Origin of the sequence: Pseudonocardia sp. ICBG1293 (genome assembly GCF_020131355.1) — a bacterium.
GTDB lineage: Bacteria > Actinomycetota > Actinomycetes > Mycobacteriales > Pseudonocardiaceae > Pseudonocardia.
On the sequence record NZ_JAHLEL010000052.1, the window covers coordinates 1 to 12,671 of the forward strand.

The window sequence follows — 12,671 nt, forward strand, 5'->3', positions numbered from 1 at the left end:
GCGGGCGGAAGCCGATCTCGTCGAAGGCGGCGACGTTGTCCGCCAGGGTGATCCCCTGCTCCGCGCCGGCGACCAGCGCGTAGTAGACCGACTTCGGCAGCCGCCTGCGCGCCCGCCGCTGTGCCTCCGCGACCGTCTCGAACCAGTCCTTCGTGCTCGCCATGCCTGCCCCTTCGCAGTCGGAGGTTGCGCCCGGCCGTCGTCGGTCGCGGCCGGTCCGACACGCCGACGGGTACGAGACGGTCCCACGTGGCGGTTCTCACGGCACGGTAGCGTTTCGGCACCGAGTGCCACAATCACGGCTCGCGGAATCCCGCCCGGAGCCCGTCCGATCGGCGGCGGGGGCGTGACCCTCCGCCCGACCAGCCAGGACGCCGGTCGACCGACCGCGACGACGCCGGACCCGGGACCGGTCCACGACCGGCTGCCACGACCCGTCACGCTCCGCTGTCGGACCCACCCCGACGGCCCACCCCGGATCGGGTACGAGGCGGGGCCGGACCGGCCGTCGGTGACGCTCCGCTGTCTCGATACGGTGTGCCCGCAGTCACCGGTCAGCGGGCGGTGTGCCCGCGGCAAGGAGGAGCCGTGTACAGCCACGCGCGGGGCGGGCACGCTTCGGGCGCGTCGCCCGCCGGTCAGGTCGGCCACGTGCTGCAGCCCGGGTACGGCGCCGCGAGCAACCACCGGCCCATCGGGGTCCCGGGTCAGCTCCGCGCCCCCGAGCCGCCACCACCGGCAGCCGCACCGGCGGGGACGCGGCTCACCGTGCTCGCCGTCGACGACGAGGAGCCGGCCCTGCTGGAGCTGGCGCACCTGCTCGGCGAGGACCCACGGGTCACCACCGTGCTGACCGCGCCGGACGCCACGGAGGCGCTGCGCATCCTGCACGGCTCGCAGGCCGACGCGAGCACCCCGACCGTCGACGTCGTGTTCCTCGACATCCGGATGCCCGGTCTCGACGGCCTGGAGCTCGCCCGGGTGCTGAACGCGATGGCCGACCCGCCGCCGGTGGTGTTCGTGACCGCCCACGACGACCGCGCGGTCGACGCCTACGAGGTCGGTGCCGTCGACTACCTGCTCAAGCCGCTGCGCACGGAGCGGCTCTCCGGCTCGCTGGACCGCACCCTGGCGCTGCGCGCGGCCCGCCGGACCGAGAACGGCCCGCCGCCCCCGCCGCCGCGCCCGGGAGCCGACCCGGGCGGCAGGCCCGACCCCGCGCCGCCCGCCGGGGCGCCCCCCGCCGCGACCGTCGACGACGAGGTCGTGCCGGTGGAGCTGGCGGGCACCACCAAGCTGGTACCGCGCTCCTCGATCCGGTTCGTCGAGGCCCAGGGCGACTACGCCCGGCTGCACACCAACGAGGGCAGCCATCTGGTCCGCATCCCGGTCTCCGTCCTGGAGGACCGGTGGGGCGAGGCCGGGTTCGTGCGGATCCACCGGGCGTACCTGGTGTCGCTGCCGCTGATCACCGAGCTGCGCATGTCCGGCTCGGGGTACGTGGTGCGGCTCGGCAACGGGCCCGGCGCGGTGGAGCTGCCCGTCAGCCGGCGGCACACCGCCGGGCTCAAGCGGATCCTGCGCGGCCGGCCGCCGCGTCCGCAGCGCGGGCCCGAGGACGGCCCGGACGGCCCCGTCCTGCCGCGCTGACCCGGGCGACACACCCGGTCACTGTCCGCACTGCCGTGCACGAGCCTGTCGCCTAGGGCGCGTCTCCTAACCCGGCTGGTCGGGCCTGCGCGATGATCAGTAGGTGTCGCGCCGTGCCGTCCTGACCGATGCCCAGTGGGACCGACTCGAGCCGTTACTGCCCTCGTCGGACGGGATGCCAGGGCGCCCGTTCGCCGATCACCGCAGAGTGATCGAGGGGATCATCTACCGGTTCCGCTGCGGGCTGGCCTGGCGTGATGTCCCGGTCGAGTTCGGGCTGTGGCAGACCCTATGGAAACGCCACCGCCGCTACTGCGGTGACGGCACCTGGGACCAGGTTCTCGCAGCTCTGCTCGCCGATGCCGACTCCGCCGGTCTCGTGGACTGGGCCGTGTCGGTCGACTCGACGATCATCCGCGCTCACCAACACGCCGCGACCCTGCAGCGGGACACAGGGGGCCGGATCGAACTACAAGAATCTGCTGATCGAGCCGCCCGATCACGCCTTGGGCCGCTCCCGCGGAGGGCTCGGCACGAAGATCCACCAGCTCGTTGACGGACACGGCCGCCCGCTGGTCGTACTCGTCGGCCCCGGACAGGCCGGCGACGCCCCGATGTTCGCGCACCTGATGTCACATCTGAGCGTCGGACGGGTCGGTCCGGGCCGACCGCGGACCCGTGTCAACGGATCCTGAAGATTGACCCCCCTGGGGATCGGCAAGTTTGACCCCTCGGTTGGTCTGTCAGTCCCGGTCGGCGCGGTTCTGTTTGGCCAGCAGCTCGCGGCGCTGGCGGGTCCGGTAGGAGTCTCCGGTCAAGGTCAGAACCTCGGCGTGGTGAACCAGACGGTCGATCATGGCTGCGGCGACGACATCGTCGGAGAAGGTCTCGCCCCAGCGTCCGAAGGGCAGGTTCGAGGTGACCATCACAGAGCCCTGCTCGTAGCGGGAGGCAATGAGCTGGAAGAACAGGTTCGCCGCGTCCTGGTCGAAGGGGATGTAGCCGACCTCGTCGATGATGATCAGCTTGTAGCGGCGGATCTTCTTCAGCTCGGCCTCCAGCCGTCCGGCCTGGTGGGCGTCGGTGAGGCGGGTGATCCAGTTGTTCGCGGTGTCGAAGAGCACCGAGTAGCCGGCGTGGGCGGCTTTGACCCCGAGCCCGATCGCGAGATGGGTCTTCCCGAGCCCGGGTGGGCCGAGCAGGATCACGTTCTCAGCCTTGGCCACGAACGTCCCGGTCGCCAAGTGCGCCAGCACATCTCGACGCAGCGAGGGCAGGTGGTCGAGGTTGAAATCCTCGAGAGTCTTCACGGCTGGGAAATGCGCGGTCCGGATCCGCATCGTGGTGCCGGCGGACTCGCGTTCGGCGACCTGGCGTTGCAGGACCGCAGCCAGATACTCCTCGTGCGACCAGGTCTCGTCGCGGGCCTGCTCAGCGAGCTCAGCCCAGCAGCGCCCGATCGTCGGGGTCTTCAGCACCCGGGTCAGGTAGGCCAGCATCGAGGGCAACCCCTCGCTCGGCGCAGTCCCGGTCGTGGTGGCGGTCATGGGTTGCTCGCTTCCGCTGCGGGCGCGGCCGTGGGGTCGGCCGGGCTGGTGGGGGTGAAGTCGACGCCGAACAGGGCGTCGTAGTCGGGCAGGGCCCGGATCGCGACGGCGTGGCCATCGTTGTGGCGGCGCGTCCCGGACTGCTGGGACCGCTGCTGGGCGCGGCGTTGTTCAGCCAGTGCGTGGCGCATGTCGGCGGCGGTGGCGACGTGGGCCGGGTCGGTGATCACCAGGTGGCGGCCCCAGCTGCGGTCGTGGCTGGCGACTCGCTCGTTGCCGCAGAACACCTCGACCGCAGTGGGTGATGCGGCGACCTCGACGAAGCGGCCGATCATCCGCGGATCGACGGAGTAGTCGTTGGCGTCGACGCGCACGTAGTAGTCACGGGCCAGCCGGATCCGGTGGGTCAGACCGACCTGTGGAGCCACCGGCGGCAGGACGATCATCGCCTGGCGGTCGACCTCGAGCAGGTCCACCGGCCGGCCATGGATGGCGCGGACGGTGCGCGTGTTCGCCCTGGTCACCAGCCACTCGGCGAGCTGGTCGTTGAAGTCGGCTGGGGAGGCGAACTCGCGTCCGGGCAGGAACGAGGTCTCGAAGAACCCGTTGTTGCGCTCCACCATGCCCTTGAACTCGGGGTCCTTCGGCGGAGCCAACCGGATCCTCGTGGCCAGAGTTCCGGCGAACCCGGCGGCCGGGGCCGAGACCTTCCCGGTGCCGCCGATCGCCGATTCCCGGTCCCAGACCAGCGTCTTCGGGACACGGCCCAGGGCAGCGATCAGCTGCCACATCCCGGACAGGATGTCACCGCCCTGGCGCGACGGGATCATCGTCGCCGACAGAAACCGGGAGAACGCCAAGGTCAGCACCAGCACCGGCAGGATCCGCGCCTGCCTTGCCGCGACCGGGATCAGGGTCTCGGGGAACCACAGGTCGCACTGGGCGATCTCGCCCGGCTCGTAGACGGTCCGGTCCGACGGATCGATCCCGACGTACTCGGGCCGGATCCGGGCCAACAGCTTCTTCAGCGGCCCCTCGGAGTAAGGCCAGCCGATCTTCTGCGCGATCACCGGCCCCGGCATCCTCGGCCACTGCACCAGCAGCGCCCGTACCTGCGGCTCGTAGGCATCAGCGACCGAGCCCCGCGACACGCGCTCGTACTTCGGTGGCCCCTCCGAGCGCAGCGCCGCCCGCACCGTGTTCCGGGCTACCCCGAGCCGGCGGGCGATTTCCTTGATCGGGACACCCTCGGCCCGATGCAGACGACGGATCTCCGCCCAGTCCTCCACGTTCAGCACCTCCCCAGCGTTGGGAGGGGTCACGATTCCCGGAACGCCAGGGGGTCAGATTTCAGGATCCGTCGACAACCCGACCCGAGCGGGTCCGCGCAGATAAGAGGTCGTTTCAGAAGTCGGCGTGTCGGTCCTGTGTGGATCGGCGCTGGTAGCTGATCATGTCCGGTCGTGGCGCGGCGATCTTGTGTCGAGCGATTGGTGAGCGACGAGCTGTGGGCGCTGGTGGAGCCGCTGCTGCCCAAGCCGCGCAAGCACAAGCGGGGACGGACAGGCCGTCCGCGGGTGCCGGATCGGGCCGCTCTGGCCGGGATCGTGTTCGTGCTCAAGACCGGGATCAGCTGGAACGCGCTGCCCGCCGAGCTCGGCTGTGGGTCCGGAGTGACCTGCTGGCGGCGGCTACGGCAGTGGCAGCAGGCCGGGGTCTGGGCCCAGCTGCACCGGGTGATGCTCGACCGCCTCGCCCAGCAGGGCCTGCTGGACTGGTCGCGGGCGGCGGTGGACAGCGTGAGCGTGCGGGCCAAGCGCCGCGGCGAGGCCACCGGGCCCTCGCCGACCGATCGCGGGAAGGCGGGCAGCAAGTACCACGTGCTCTGCGACCGAGGCGGGCTCCCGCTGCATGCGCTGGTCACCGGGGCGAACACCCACGACAGTCGGATGCTCGCCCCGCTGCTGGACACCAACCCCGGCGTCCGCGAACGGGCGGGACAGCCGGGGCGTCCGCGACGTCGGCCGGACAAGGTGCACGCCGACAAGGGCTACGACTATCCCCGCTGCCGCCGCTACCTGAGTGGGCGTGGGATCGGGGTGCGGATCGCCCGGCGCGGGATCGAGGACTCCACCCGGCTCGGGCGGGTCCGCTGGGTCGTCGAGCGCACCATGTCCTGGCTGCTGGACTTCCGCCGCCTCGCGCTGCGCTACGACCGCGCCGAATCCACGATCACCGCGCTGTTATCGCTGGCCTGCGCCCTGATCTGCCACCGCCGCCTCACCAAGCCGAAGCCGAAGCCGAAGTGATGGTCGACCCAGCCCTCGCTGAGGCACTCGCCTACGAGGTCGGGGCCAGCGGCCGCCAGGCCAGCCACTCCAAGGCCCGGTCGGCCTCGTCAGGGTCGAAGCGGTGCGGGTCGAACGGCCCGCCCGCCCACTCCAGGCGCTCGGCGCGGTCGGGATGGTCAGGGTCGGCGAGCACGGCCTGGAAGTCCTCATACCCCCCGATCCCGCCGACGTCCTCGGGCGGGCACGCCCCCTGCCCGGCGACGCATCGCGGATAGCACACTCCCGGCTCGACGGCCGCGACCGCCTCGACGGTGATCTCGTGGGCCCAGTTGTCACCGAAGTCGTAGACGTAACCGAACCGGTCACCAGCCTTGACCAGCCGAAACAGCTTCTCTTTCGTCTCGTCGGCGACATCCTGTCCGGGCCAGTCCGGGTCTGGGATCCCGTAGCGGCGCCCGACGATCTCGAACTCGTGCAAATGAGAGTTCGTCCAGCCCATCACTGACTGCACCACCTCGTGTAACACCGCCAAGTCGACCTCGCCCGGCACCTGCACCCGACGCCGGACCGCCGGCACCACCTCGGTCAGGACGATCTCCAACTCGAAAATCTTCGTCTTCTCAGACACACGAGGCGCGACCATCAGCCGATGCTGCCAGCCCCGCCGTCACCGGCAGAACCGGGCCCACCACTTCTGAAACGACGTCTTAGAGGTCGCGCGGATTGGTTGGTGATCATGGACGTCGTGCAGGTCGGGCGTTCCAGCGGTGTGTGGTCCAGGCCTGCCGAATCAAGCTACGGAGTGTGACGATCGTGTCGGCGAGGTCGAAGAACGCGTCGACGACGATTTCTCGTCGTTCGTAGCAGCGCTGCAGCCGGTTGAAGCTGTTGTGCCAAGCGTTGGTCCGCTCGACGTGCCAGCGGCGGGTGGCCTGGATCGGCGCTTTCTCACCCTTGTGCGCGATCTCGCCGTGCAGGCCTCGTTCGGCCAGCGTGTCGCGGGTCTTGCCGGAGTCATAGCCGGCGTCGAGGTGCACGGTGATGTCGTCGGGCAGCGGGCCGAGAGCATCGAGGCGGTCGAGGGTGGGGCCCAGTAGCGGGGAGTCGTGCCGGTTGGCTCCGGCCAGGACTCGGCCCAGCGGGATGCCGTATCCCTCGACGAGCACCGAACGTTTCATACCCTGTTTGCGCCGGTCCACCGGCGACGGACCGGCGACCTCGCCGCCGCCGGGGGCCTTGGTGATGGCGCCATCGACGGCGATGTCGTGCAGCAGCAGACCGACGATGCGGTCGTAGGCGTCCAGGACGATCCGACGCAGCTGGGCGAAGACCCCGAGCCTGATCCACTCGTCACGACGATCGCGGATGGTGGTCGCCGAGCAGGTGCTGTCAGCGATGCCCTCATACGAGCAGCCGAACCGCAGTACCTGCAGGAGCTTGTCGAACACGATCCGATCCGCGATCCGGCGGCGATGGCAGCCCAGCGGATGGGTGGGATCGAACTCGTCTCGATGAGGCAGCAGCGCGGTGAACTGGTCCCACAACGGCTCGGTCAGCCATGATGGCAGGGTGGGCACGCGGCCTCCAGACGATCACGAAGCGTAGATAACTTCATGATCGGCAGGCCCGTACCCGCCCTCGCCCCCAGACACTCGACCGCGGCCAAGCTGTGACCAATCCGCGCGACCTCTTAGAGGTCGCGCGGATTGGTTGGTGATCATGGACGTCGTGCAGGTCGGGCGTTCCAGCGGTGTGTGGTCCAGGCCTGCCGAATCAAGCTACGGAGTGTGACGATCGTGTCGGCGAGGTCGAAGAACGCGTCGACGACGATTTCTCGTCGTTCGTAGCAGCGCTGCAGCCGGTTGAAGCTGTTGTGCCAAGCGTTGGTCCGCTCGACGTGCCAGCGGCGGGTGGCCTGGATCGGCGCTTTCTCACCCTTGTGCGCGATCTCGCCGTGCAGGCCTCGTTCGGCCAGCGTGTCGCGGGTCTTGCCGGAGTCATAGCCGGCGTCGAGGTGCACGGTGATGTCGTCGGGCAGCGGGCCGAGAGCATCGAGGCGGTCGAGGGTGGGGCCCAGTAGCGGGGAGTCGTGCCGGTTGGCTCCGGCCAGGACTCGGCCCAGCGGGATGCCGTATCCCTCGACGAGCACCGAACGTTTCATACCCTGTTTGCGCCGGTCCACCGGCGACGGACCGGCGACCTCGCCGCCGCCGGGGGCCTTGGTGATGGCGCCATCGACGGCGATGTCGTGCAGCAGCAGACCGACGATGCGGTCGTAGGCGTCCAGGACGATCCGACGCAGCTGGGCGAAGACCCCGAGCCTGATCCACTCGTCACGACGATCGCGGATGGTGGTCGCCGAGCAGGTGCTGTCAGCGATGCCCTCATACGAGCAGCCGAACCGCAGTACCTGCAGGAGCTTGTCGAACACGATCCGATCCGCGATCCGGCGGCGATGGCAGCCCAGCGGATGGGTGGGATCGAACTCGTCTCGATGAGGCAGCAGCGCGGTGAACTGGTCCCACAACGGCTCGGTCAGCCATGATGGCAGGGTGGGCACGCGGCCTCCAGACGATCACGAAGCGTAGATAACTTCATGATCGGCAGGCCCGTACCCGCCCTCGCCCCCAGACACTCGACCGCGGCCAAGCTGTGACCAATCCGCGCGACCTCTTAGAGGTCGCGCGGATTGGTTGGTGATCATGGACGTCGTGCAGGTCGGGCGTTCCAGCGGTGTGTGGTCCAGGCCTGCCGAATCAAGCTACGGAGTGTGACGATCGTGTCGGCGAGGTCGAAGAACGCGTCGACGACGATTTCTCGTCGTTCGTAGCAGCGCTGCAGCCGGTTGAAGCTGTTGTGCCAAGCGTTGGTCCGCTCGACGTGCCAGCGGCGGGTGGCCTGGATCGGCGCTTTCTCACCCTTGTGCGCGATCTCGCCGTGCAGGCCTCGTTCGGCCAGCGTGTCGCGGGTCTTGCCGGAGTCATAGCCGGCGTCGAGGTGCACGGTGATGTCGTCGGGCAGCGGGCCGAGAGCATCGAGGCGGTCGAGGGTGGGGCCCAGTAGCGGGGAGTCGTGCCGGTTGGCTCCGGCCAGGACTCGGCCCAGCGGGATGCCGTATCCCTCGACGAGCACCGAACGTTTCATACCCTGTTTGCGCCGGTCCACCGGCGACGGACCGGCGACCTCGCCGCCGCCGGGGGCCTTGGTGATGGCGCCATCGACGGCGATGTCGTGCAGCAGCAGACCGACGATGCGGTCGTAGGCGTCCAGGACGATCCGACGCAGCTGGGCGAAGACCCCGAGCCTGATCCACTCGTCACGACGATCGCGGATGGTGGTCGCCGAGCAGGTGCTGTCAGCGATGCCCTCATACGAGCAGCCGAACCGCAGTACCTGCAGGAGCTTGTCGAACACGATCCGATCCGCGATCCGGCGGCGATGGCAGCCCAGCGGATGGGTGGGATCGAACTCGTCTCGATGAGGCAGCAGCGCGGTGAACTGGTCCCACAACGGCTCGGTCAGCCATGATGGCAGGGTGGGCACGCGGCCTCCAGACGATCACGAAGCGTAGATAACTTCATGATCGGCAGGCCCGTACCCGCCCTCGCCCCCAGACACTCGACCGCGGCCAAGCTGTGACCAATCCGCGCGACCTCTTAGAGGTCATTTCAGAACGAGGTCGACGTGTCTGTTGTAGACGACAAGCGGCTATCTGACCTGCCGTTTGATCTGTCGTCGAGGGGTCAATGGAAACTCGACAAGTCGTTCTGAAACGACCTCTTAGAGCGTCCGGCAGTAGAGGTGGCCGTGTGTCGGTGTTGGTAGAGACACGGACCTGCAAGTGATCATGGGATTGCTGATGTCCTGATGGTCGCCTGGAGGGTCCGTGCCTCTATTGCCAGAATCGCTGATCGACCCCCTCTGGGTCGAGTTCGCTGCCCTGATCGAGGCAGAGCGGCGCCCGGAGTTCGACCCGGCCCATCCGTGGGGCTGTCACCGTCGCCGGATCTCTGATCGGGTCGTGTTCGACCACGTCGTTGCCGCTCTGGTGCACGGTAGTGGCTACGAACGCATCGCCACGCCGGGTTGCTCGGACCGCACCATCCGCCGCCGTCTCGATGACTGGGCCACCGCGGGAGTCAGCGAGGAACTGCTCCGCACCGCGCTGGCCGGTTACGACCAGATACTCGGCCTGGATCTTGACGATCTGGCGGTCGACGGATCGATCACCAAGGCACCAGGCGGAGGCGAGGTGGCCGGCCGCAGCCCTGTCGGCCGCGGCAAGCAGGGCACGAAACGGTCCGTGGCCTGCGATGACCAGGGCATCCCGCTGCACCTGGTCGCGGCGCGAGCCAACGACCATGACTCGCCCCTGCTGGAACCGACCTTGACCGGCATCGTGACGATGATCGGCCCGCTGCCCCGCCACCGCGACGCCCACGGTGGTGATCTGTTCCCGACCGTGCACCTGGACCGCGGCTATGACTCCGGCAAGACCCGTACTCTGCTGCACACCCTGGGCTTCACCGGCGAGATCGCGACCACGGGGGTCCCGGCGCCGATCCAGGCAGGACGACGGTGGCCCATCGAGCGCACGCACTCCTGGATGAACGGCTACGGCAAGCTGCGCCGGTTCACCGATCGCCGGAAGATCATCGTCGAGTTCTACCTCGACCTCGCCGCCGCGCTCACCGTGATCCGCCGGCTGATCAACCGTGCCCGCAGCCGCTACCGCTGGACAACCCGACCCACGACCCGTCGACTCCGATAACCATCAATCGCCGGACGCTCTTAGAGGTCGCGCGGATTGGTTGGTGATCATGGACGTCGTGCAGGTCGGGCGTTCCAGCGGTGTGTGGTCCAGGCCTGCCGAATCAAGCTACGGAGTGTGACGATCGTGTCGGCGAGGTCGAAGAACGCGTCGACGACGATTTCTCGTCGTTCGTAGCAGCGCTGCAGCCGGTTGAAGCTGTTGTGCCAAGCGTTGGTCCGCTCGACGTGCCAGCGGCGGGTGGCCTGGATCGGCGCTTTCTCACCCTTGTGCGCGATCTCGCCGTGCAGGCCTCGTTCGGCCAGCGTGTCGCGGGTCTTGCCGGAGTCATAGCCGGCGTCGAGGTGCACGGTGATGTCGTCGGGCAGCGGGCCGAGAGCATCGAGGCGGTCGAGGGTGGGGCCCAGTAGCGGGGAGTCGTGCCGGTTGGCTCCGGCCAGGACTCGGCCCAGCGGGATGCCGTATCCCTCGACGAGCACCGAACGTTTCATACCCTGTTTGCGCCGGTCCACCGGCGACGGACCGGCGACCTCGCCGCCGCCGGGGGCCTTGGTGATGGCGCCATCGACGGCGATGTCGTGCAGCAGCAGACCGACGATGCGGTCGTAGGCGTCCAGGACGATCCGACGCAGCTGGGCGAAGACCCCGAGCCTGATCCACTCGTCACGACGATCGCGGATGGTGGTCGCCGAGCAGGTGCTGTCAGCGATGCCCTCATACGAGCAGCCGAACCGCAGTACCTGCAGGAGCTTGTCGAACACGATCCGATCCGCGATCCGGCGGCGATGGCAGCCCAGCGGATGGGTGGGATCGAACTCGTCTCGATGAGGCAGCAGCGCGGTGAACTGGTCCCACAACGGCTCGGTCAGCCATGATGGCAGGGTGGGCACGCGGCCTCCAGACGATCACGAAGCGTAGATAACTTCATGATCGGCAGGCCCGTACCCGCCCTCGCCCCCAGACACTCGACCGCGGCCAAGCTGTGACCAATCCGCGCGACCTCTTATCTGCGCGGACCCGCTCGGGTCGGGTCCGCGGTCGGCCCGGACCGACCCGTCCGACGCTCAGATGTGACATCAGGTGCGCGAACATCGGGGCGTCACCGGCCTGGCCAGGGCCGACCAGTACGACCAGCGGGCGGCCGTGTCCGTCAACGAGCTGGTGGATCTCCGTGCCGAGCCCTCCGCGGGAGCGGCCCAAGGCGTGATCGGGCGGCTCGATCAGCAGATTCTTGTAGTTCGATCCGGCCCCCTGTGTCCCGCTGCAGGGTCGCGGCGTGTTGGTGAGCGCGGATGATCGTCGAGTCGACCGACACGGCCCAGTCCACGAGACCGGCGGAGTCGGCATCGGCGAGCAGAGCTGCGAGAACCTGGTCCCAGGTGCCGTCACCGCAGTAGCGGCGGTGGCGTTTCCATAGGGTCTGCCACAGCCCGAACTCGACCGGGACATCACGCCAGGCCAGCCCGCAGCGGAACCGGTAGATGATCCCCTCGATCACTCTGCGGTGATCGGCGAACGGGCGCCCTGGCATCCCGTCCGACGAGGGCAGTAACGGCTCGAGTCGGTCCCACTGGGCATCGGTCAGGACGGCACGGCGCGACACCTACTGATCATCGCGCAGGCCCGACCAGCCGGGTTAGGAGACGCGCCCTAGCCCCCACCCGAAACGGAGACCTCCGATGACGCAGTCCTCTCCACCTCACGTCCCCCGGTACGACTCCGGTCCCCTGTTCGCCGACACCGGGCTCAAGCTCGGGGTCTTCGGACTGAACGTGACCTCGGCGGGCGCGGTCACCGCGAGCCCCAACCGTCACGAGATCGGCTGGGACCAGAACCTCCGCCTCGTCCAGGCCGCCGAGGCCGCAGGCTTCGAGGCGGCGATCCCGTTCTCCCGGTGGCGCGGCTTCGAGGGCCGGACCAACCCCTGGGGAGCCAGCTTCGAGCCCTATGCCTGGGCCGCGGCACTGGCCGCTCGCACCAGCCGGATCGCGATCTTCACGACCTCGCACTGCCTCACCGTCTCCCCGGTGATGGCCGCCAAACAGATCGCCACGATCGACGCGGTCTCGCACGGTCGTGTCGGACTCAACGTCGTCGCGGGCTGGTTCGCCAAGGAGCTGCAGATGTTCGGCGTCGAGACCCTCGACCACGGACGCCCGTTACGGCTACTCGGAGGAGTGGCTCGAAATCCTGCTCCGGCTCTGGCGCGGGGAGCCCCACGACTTCGACCACAGGGGACGGTGGCTCACGGTCGAGGGCGGTTACAGCAGGCCCACACCGCTCCAGCCCCCCACCCACCGCTGATGAACGCCGCCTTCTCCCCACGCGGGCACCAGCTCGCCGCCCGCTACGCCGACGTCGCGTTCGTCTCGGCGTTCGACCCGGCGGGGAGCGGCACGCAAGGTCCGGGAG

At 69.0% G+C, this 12,671-nt stretch carries 13 protein-coding genes and 1 pseudogene; 5 read left to right on the forward strand and 9 right to left on the reverse strand.

Going from position 1 to position 12,671, the window contains the following annotated elements:
* Window positions 1-163, reverse strand: a pseudogene (locus KPF47_RS28775) (alpha-hydroxy-acid oxidizing protein); the annotation flags it as partial.
* Between the two features lie 605 nt (window positions 164-768).
* Between KPF47_RS28775 and KPF47_RS28780 the strand changes: the two are divergent.
* Together KPF47_RS28780 and KPF47_RS28785 are read left to right on the forward strand one after the other, a co-directional pair.
* Window positions 769-1,650 carry a LytTR family DNA-binding domain-containing protein gene (locus tag KPF47_RS28780; RefSeq protein ID WP_224391974.1) on the forward strand — a complete coding sequence of 294 codons (882 nt, stop codon included), beginning with the start codon at window positions 769-771 and terminating at the stop codon, window positions 1,648-1,650.
* 103 nt (window positions 1,651-1,753) lie between these two features.
* Window positions 1,754-2,206, forward strand: a complete 453-nt coding sequence (locus KPF47_RS28785; RefSeq protein WP_224391430.1) for an IS5 family transposase — start codon at window positions 1,754-1,756, stop codon at window positions 2,204-2,206.
* 187 nt (window positions 2,207-2,393) lie between these two features.
* Here KPF47_RS28785 and istB read toward each other — a convergent pair whose 3' ends face one another.
* Window positions 2,394-3,197: an IS21-like element helper ATPase IstB gene (gene istB, locus KPF47_RS28790; protein WP_224388405.1), complete on the reverse strand. Its 804-nt coding sequence runs from the start codon at window positions 3,195-3,197 to the stop codon at window positions 2,394-2,396.
* On the reverse strand, window positions 3,194-4,495 hold the full coding sequence (gene istA / locus KPF47_RS28795) for an IS21 family transposase (protein WP_224391363.1): 1,302 nt from the start codon (window positions 4,493-4,495) through the stop codon (window positions 3,194-3,196). Before istA ends, istB begins: the two co-directional genes overlap by 4 nt.
* A gap of 165 nt (window positions 4,496-4,660) precedes the next feature.
* Between istA and KPF47_RS28800 the strand changes: the two genes are divergently transcribed.
* Complete coding sequence (locus KPF47_RS28800; RefSeq protein ID WP_224386179.1) at window positions 4,661-5,506, forward strand: IS5 family transposase; 846 nt, start codon at window positions 4,661-4,663, stop codon at window positions 5,504-5,506.
* A gap of 31 nt (window positions 5,507-5,537) precedes the next feature.
* Here the strand turns inward: KPF47_RS28800 and KPF47_RS28805 are convergent, their stop codons facing one another.
* The 4 genes from KPF47_RS28805 to KPF47_RS28820 all read right to left on the reverse strand — a co-directional run bounded on the left by KPF47_RS28805 (window position 5,538) and on the right by KPF47_RS28820 (window position 9,031).
* Entirely contained in the window at window positions 5,538-6,131 is a 594-nt protein-coding gene (locus tag KPF47_RS28805; RefSeq protein ID WP_224386178.1) for a plasmid pRiA4b ORF-3 family protein, read from the reverse strand.
* A 91-nt stretch (window positions 6,132-6,222) separates the two neighbouring features.
* On the reverse strand, window positions 6,223-7,065 hold the full coding sequence (locus tag KPF47_RS28810; RefSeq protein ID WP_224386276.1) for an IS5 family transposase: 843 nt from the start codon (window positions 7,063-7,065) through the stop codon (window positions 6,223-6,225).
* A gap of 140 nt (window positions 7,066-7,205) precedes the next feature.
* Window positions 7,206-8,048, reverse strand: a complete 843-nt coding sequence (locus KPF47_RS28815; protein ID WP_224386276.1) for an IS5 family transposase — start codon at window positions 8,046-8,048, stop codon at window positions 7,206-7,208.
* Window positions 8,049-8,188: 140 nt separating this feature from the next.
* On the reverse strand, window positions 8,189-9,031 hold the full coding sequence (locus KPF47_RS28820; protein WP_224386276.1) for an IS5 family transposase: 843 nt from the start codon (window positions 9,029-9,031) through the stop codon (window positions 8,189-8,191).
* A gap of 343 nt (window positions 9,032-9,374) precedes the next feature.
* Between KPF47_RS28820 and KPF47_RS28825 the strand changes: the two genes are divergently transcribed.
* A complete protein-coding gene (locus KPF47_RS28825; RefSeq protein WP_224388607.1) occupies window positions 9,375-10,259 on the forward strand; it encodes an IS5 family transposase in 885 nt (294 codons plus the stop codon).
* 47 nt (window positions 10,260-10,306) lie between these two features.
* Here the strand turns inward: KPF47_RS28825 and KPF47_RS28830 are convergent, their stop codons facing one another.
* A complete protein-coding gene (locus KPF47_RS28830) occupies window positions 10,307-11,149 on the reverse strand; it encodes an IS5 family transposase (RefSeq protein WP_224386276.1) in 843 nt (280 codons plus the stop codon).
* A 260-nt stretch (window positions 11,150-11,409) separates the two neighbouring features.
* Entirely contained in the window at window positions 11,410-11,862 is a 453-nt protein-coding gene (locus KPF47_RS28835; RefSeq protein ID WP_224391971.1) for an IS5 family transposase, read from the reverse strand.
* A 76-nt stretch (window positions 11,863-11,938) separates the two neighbouring features.
* Here KPF47_RS28835 and KPF47_RS28840 point away from each other — a divergent pair.
* Window positions 11,939-12,671 (forward strand): LLM class flavin-dependent oxidoreductase (locus tag KPF47_RS28840; RefSeq protein WP_224391972.1); only part of this gene is annotated, 733 nt, incomplete at its 3' end.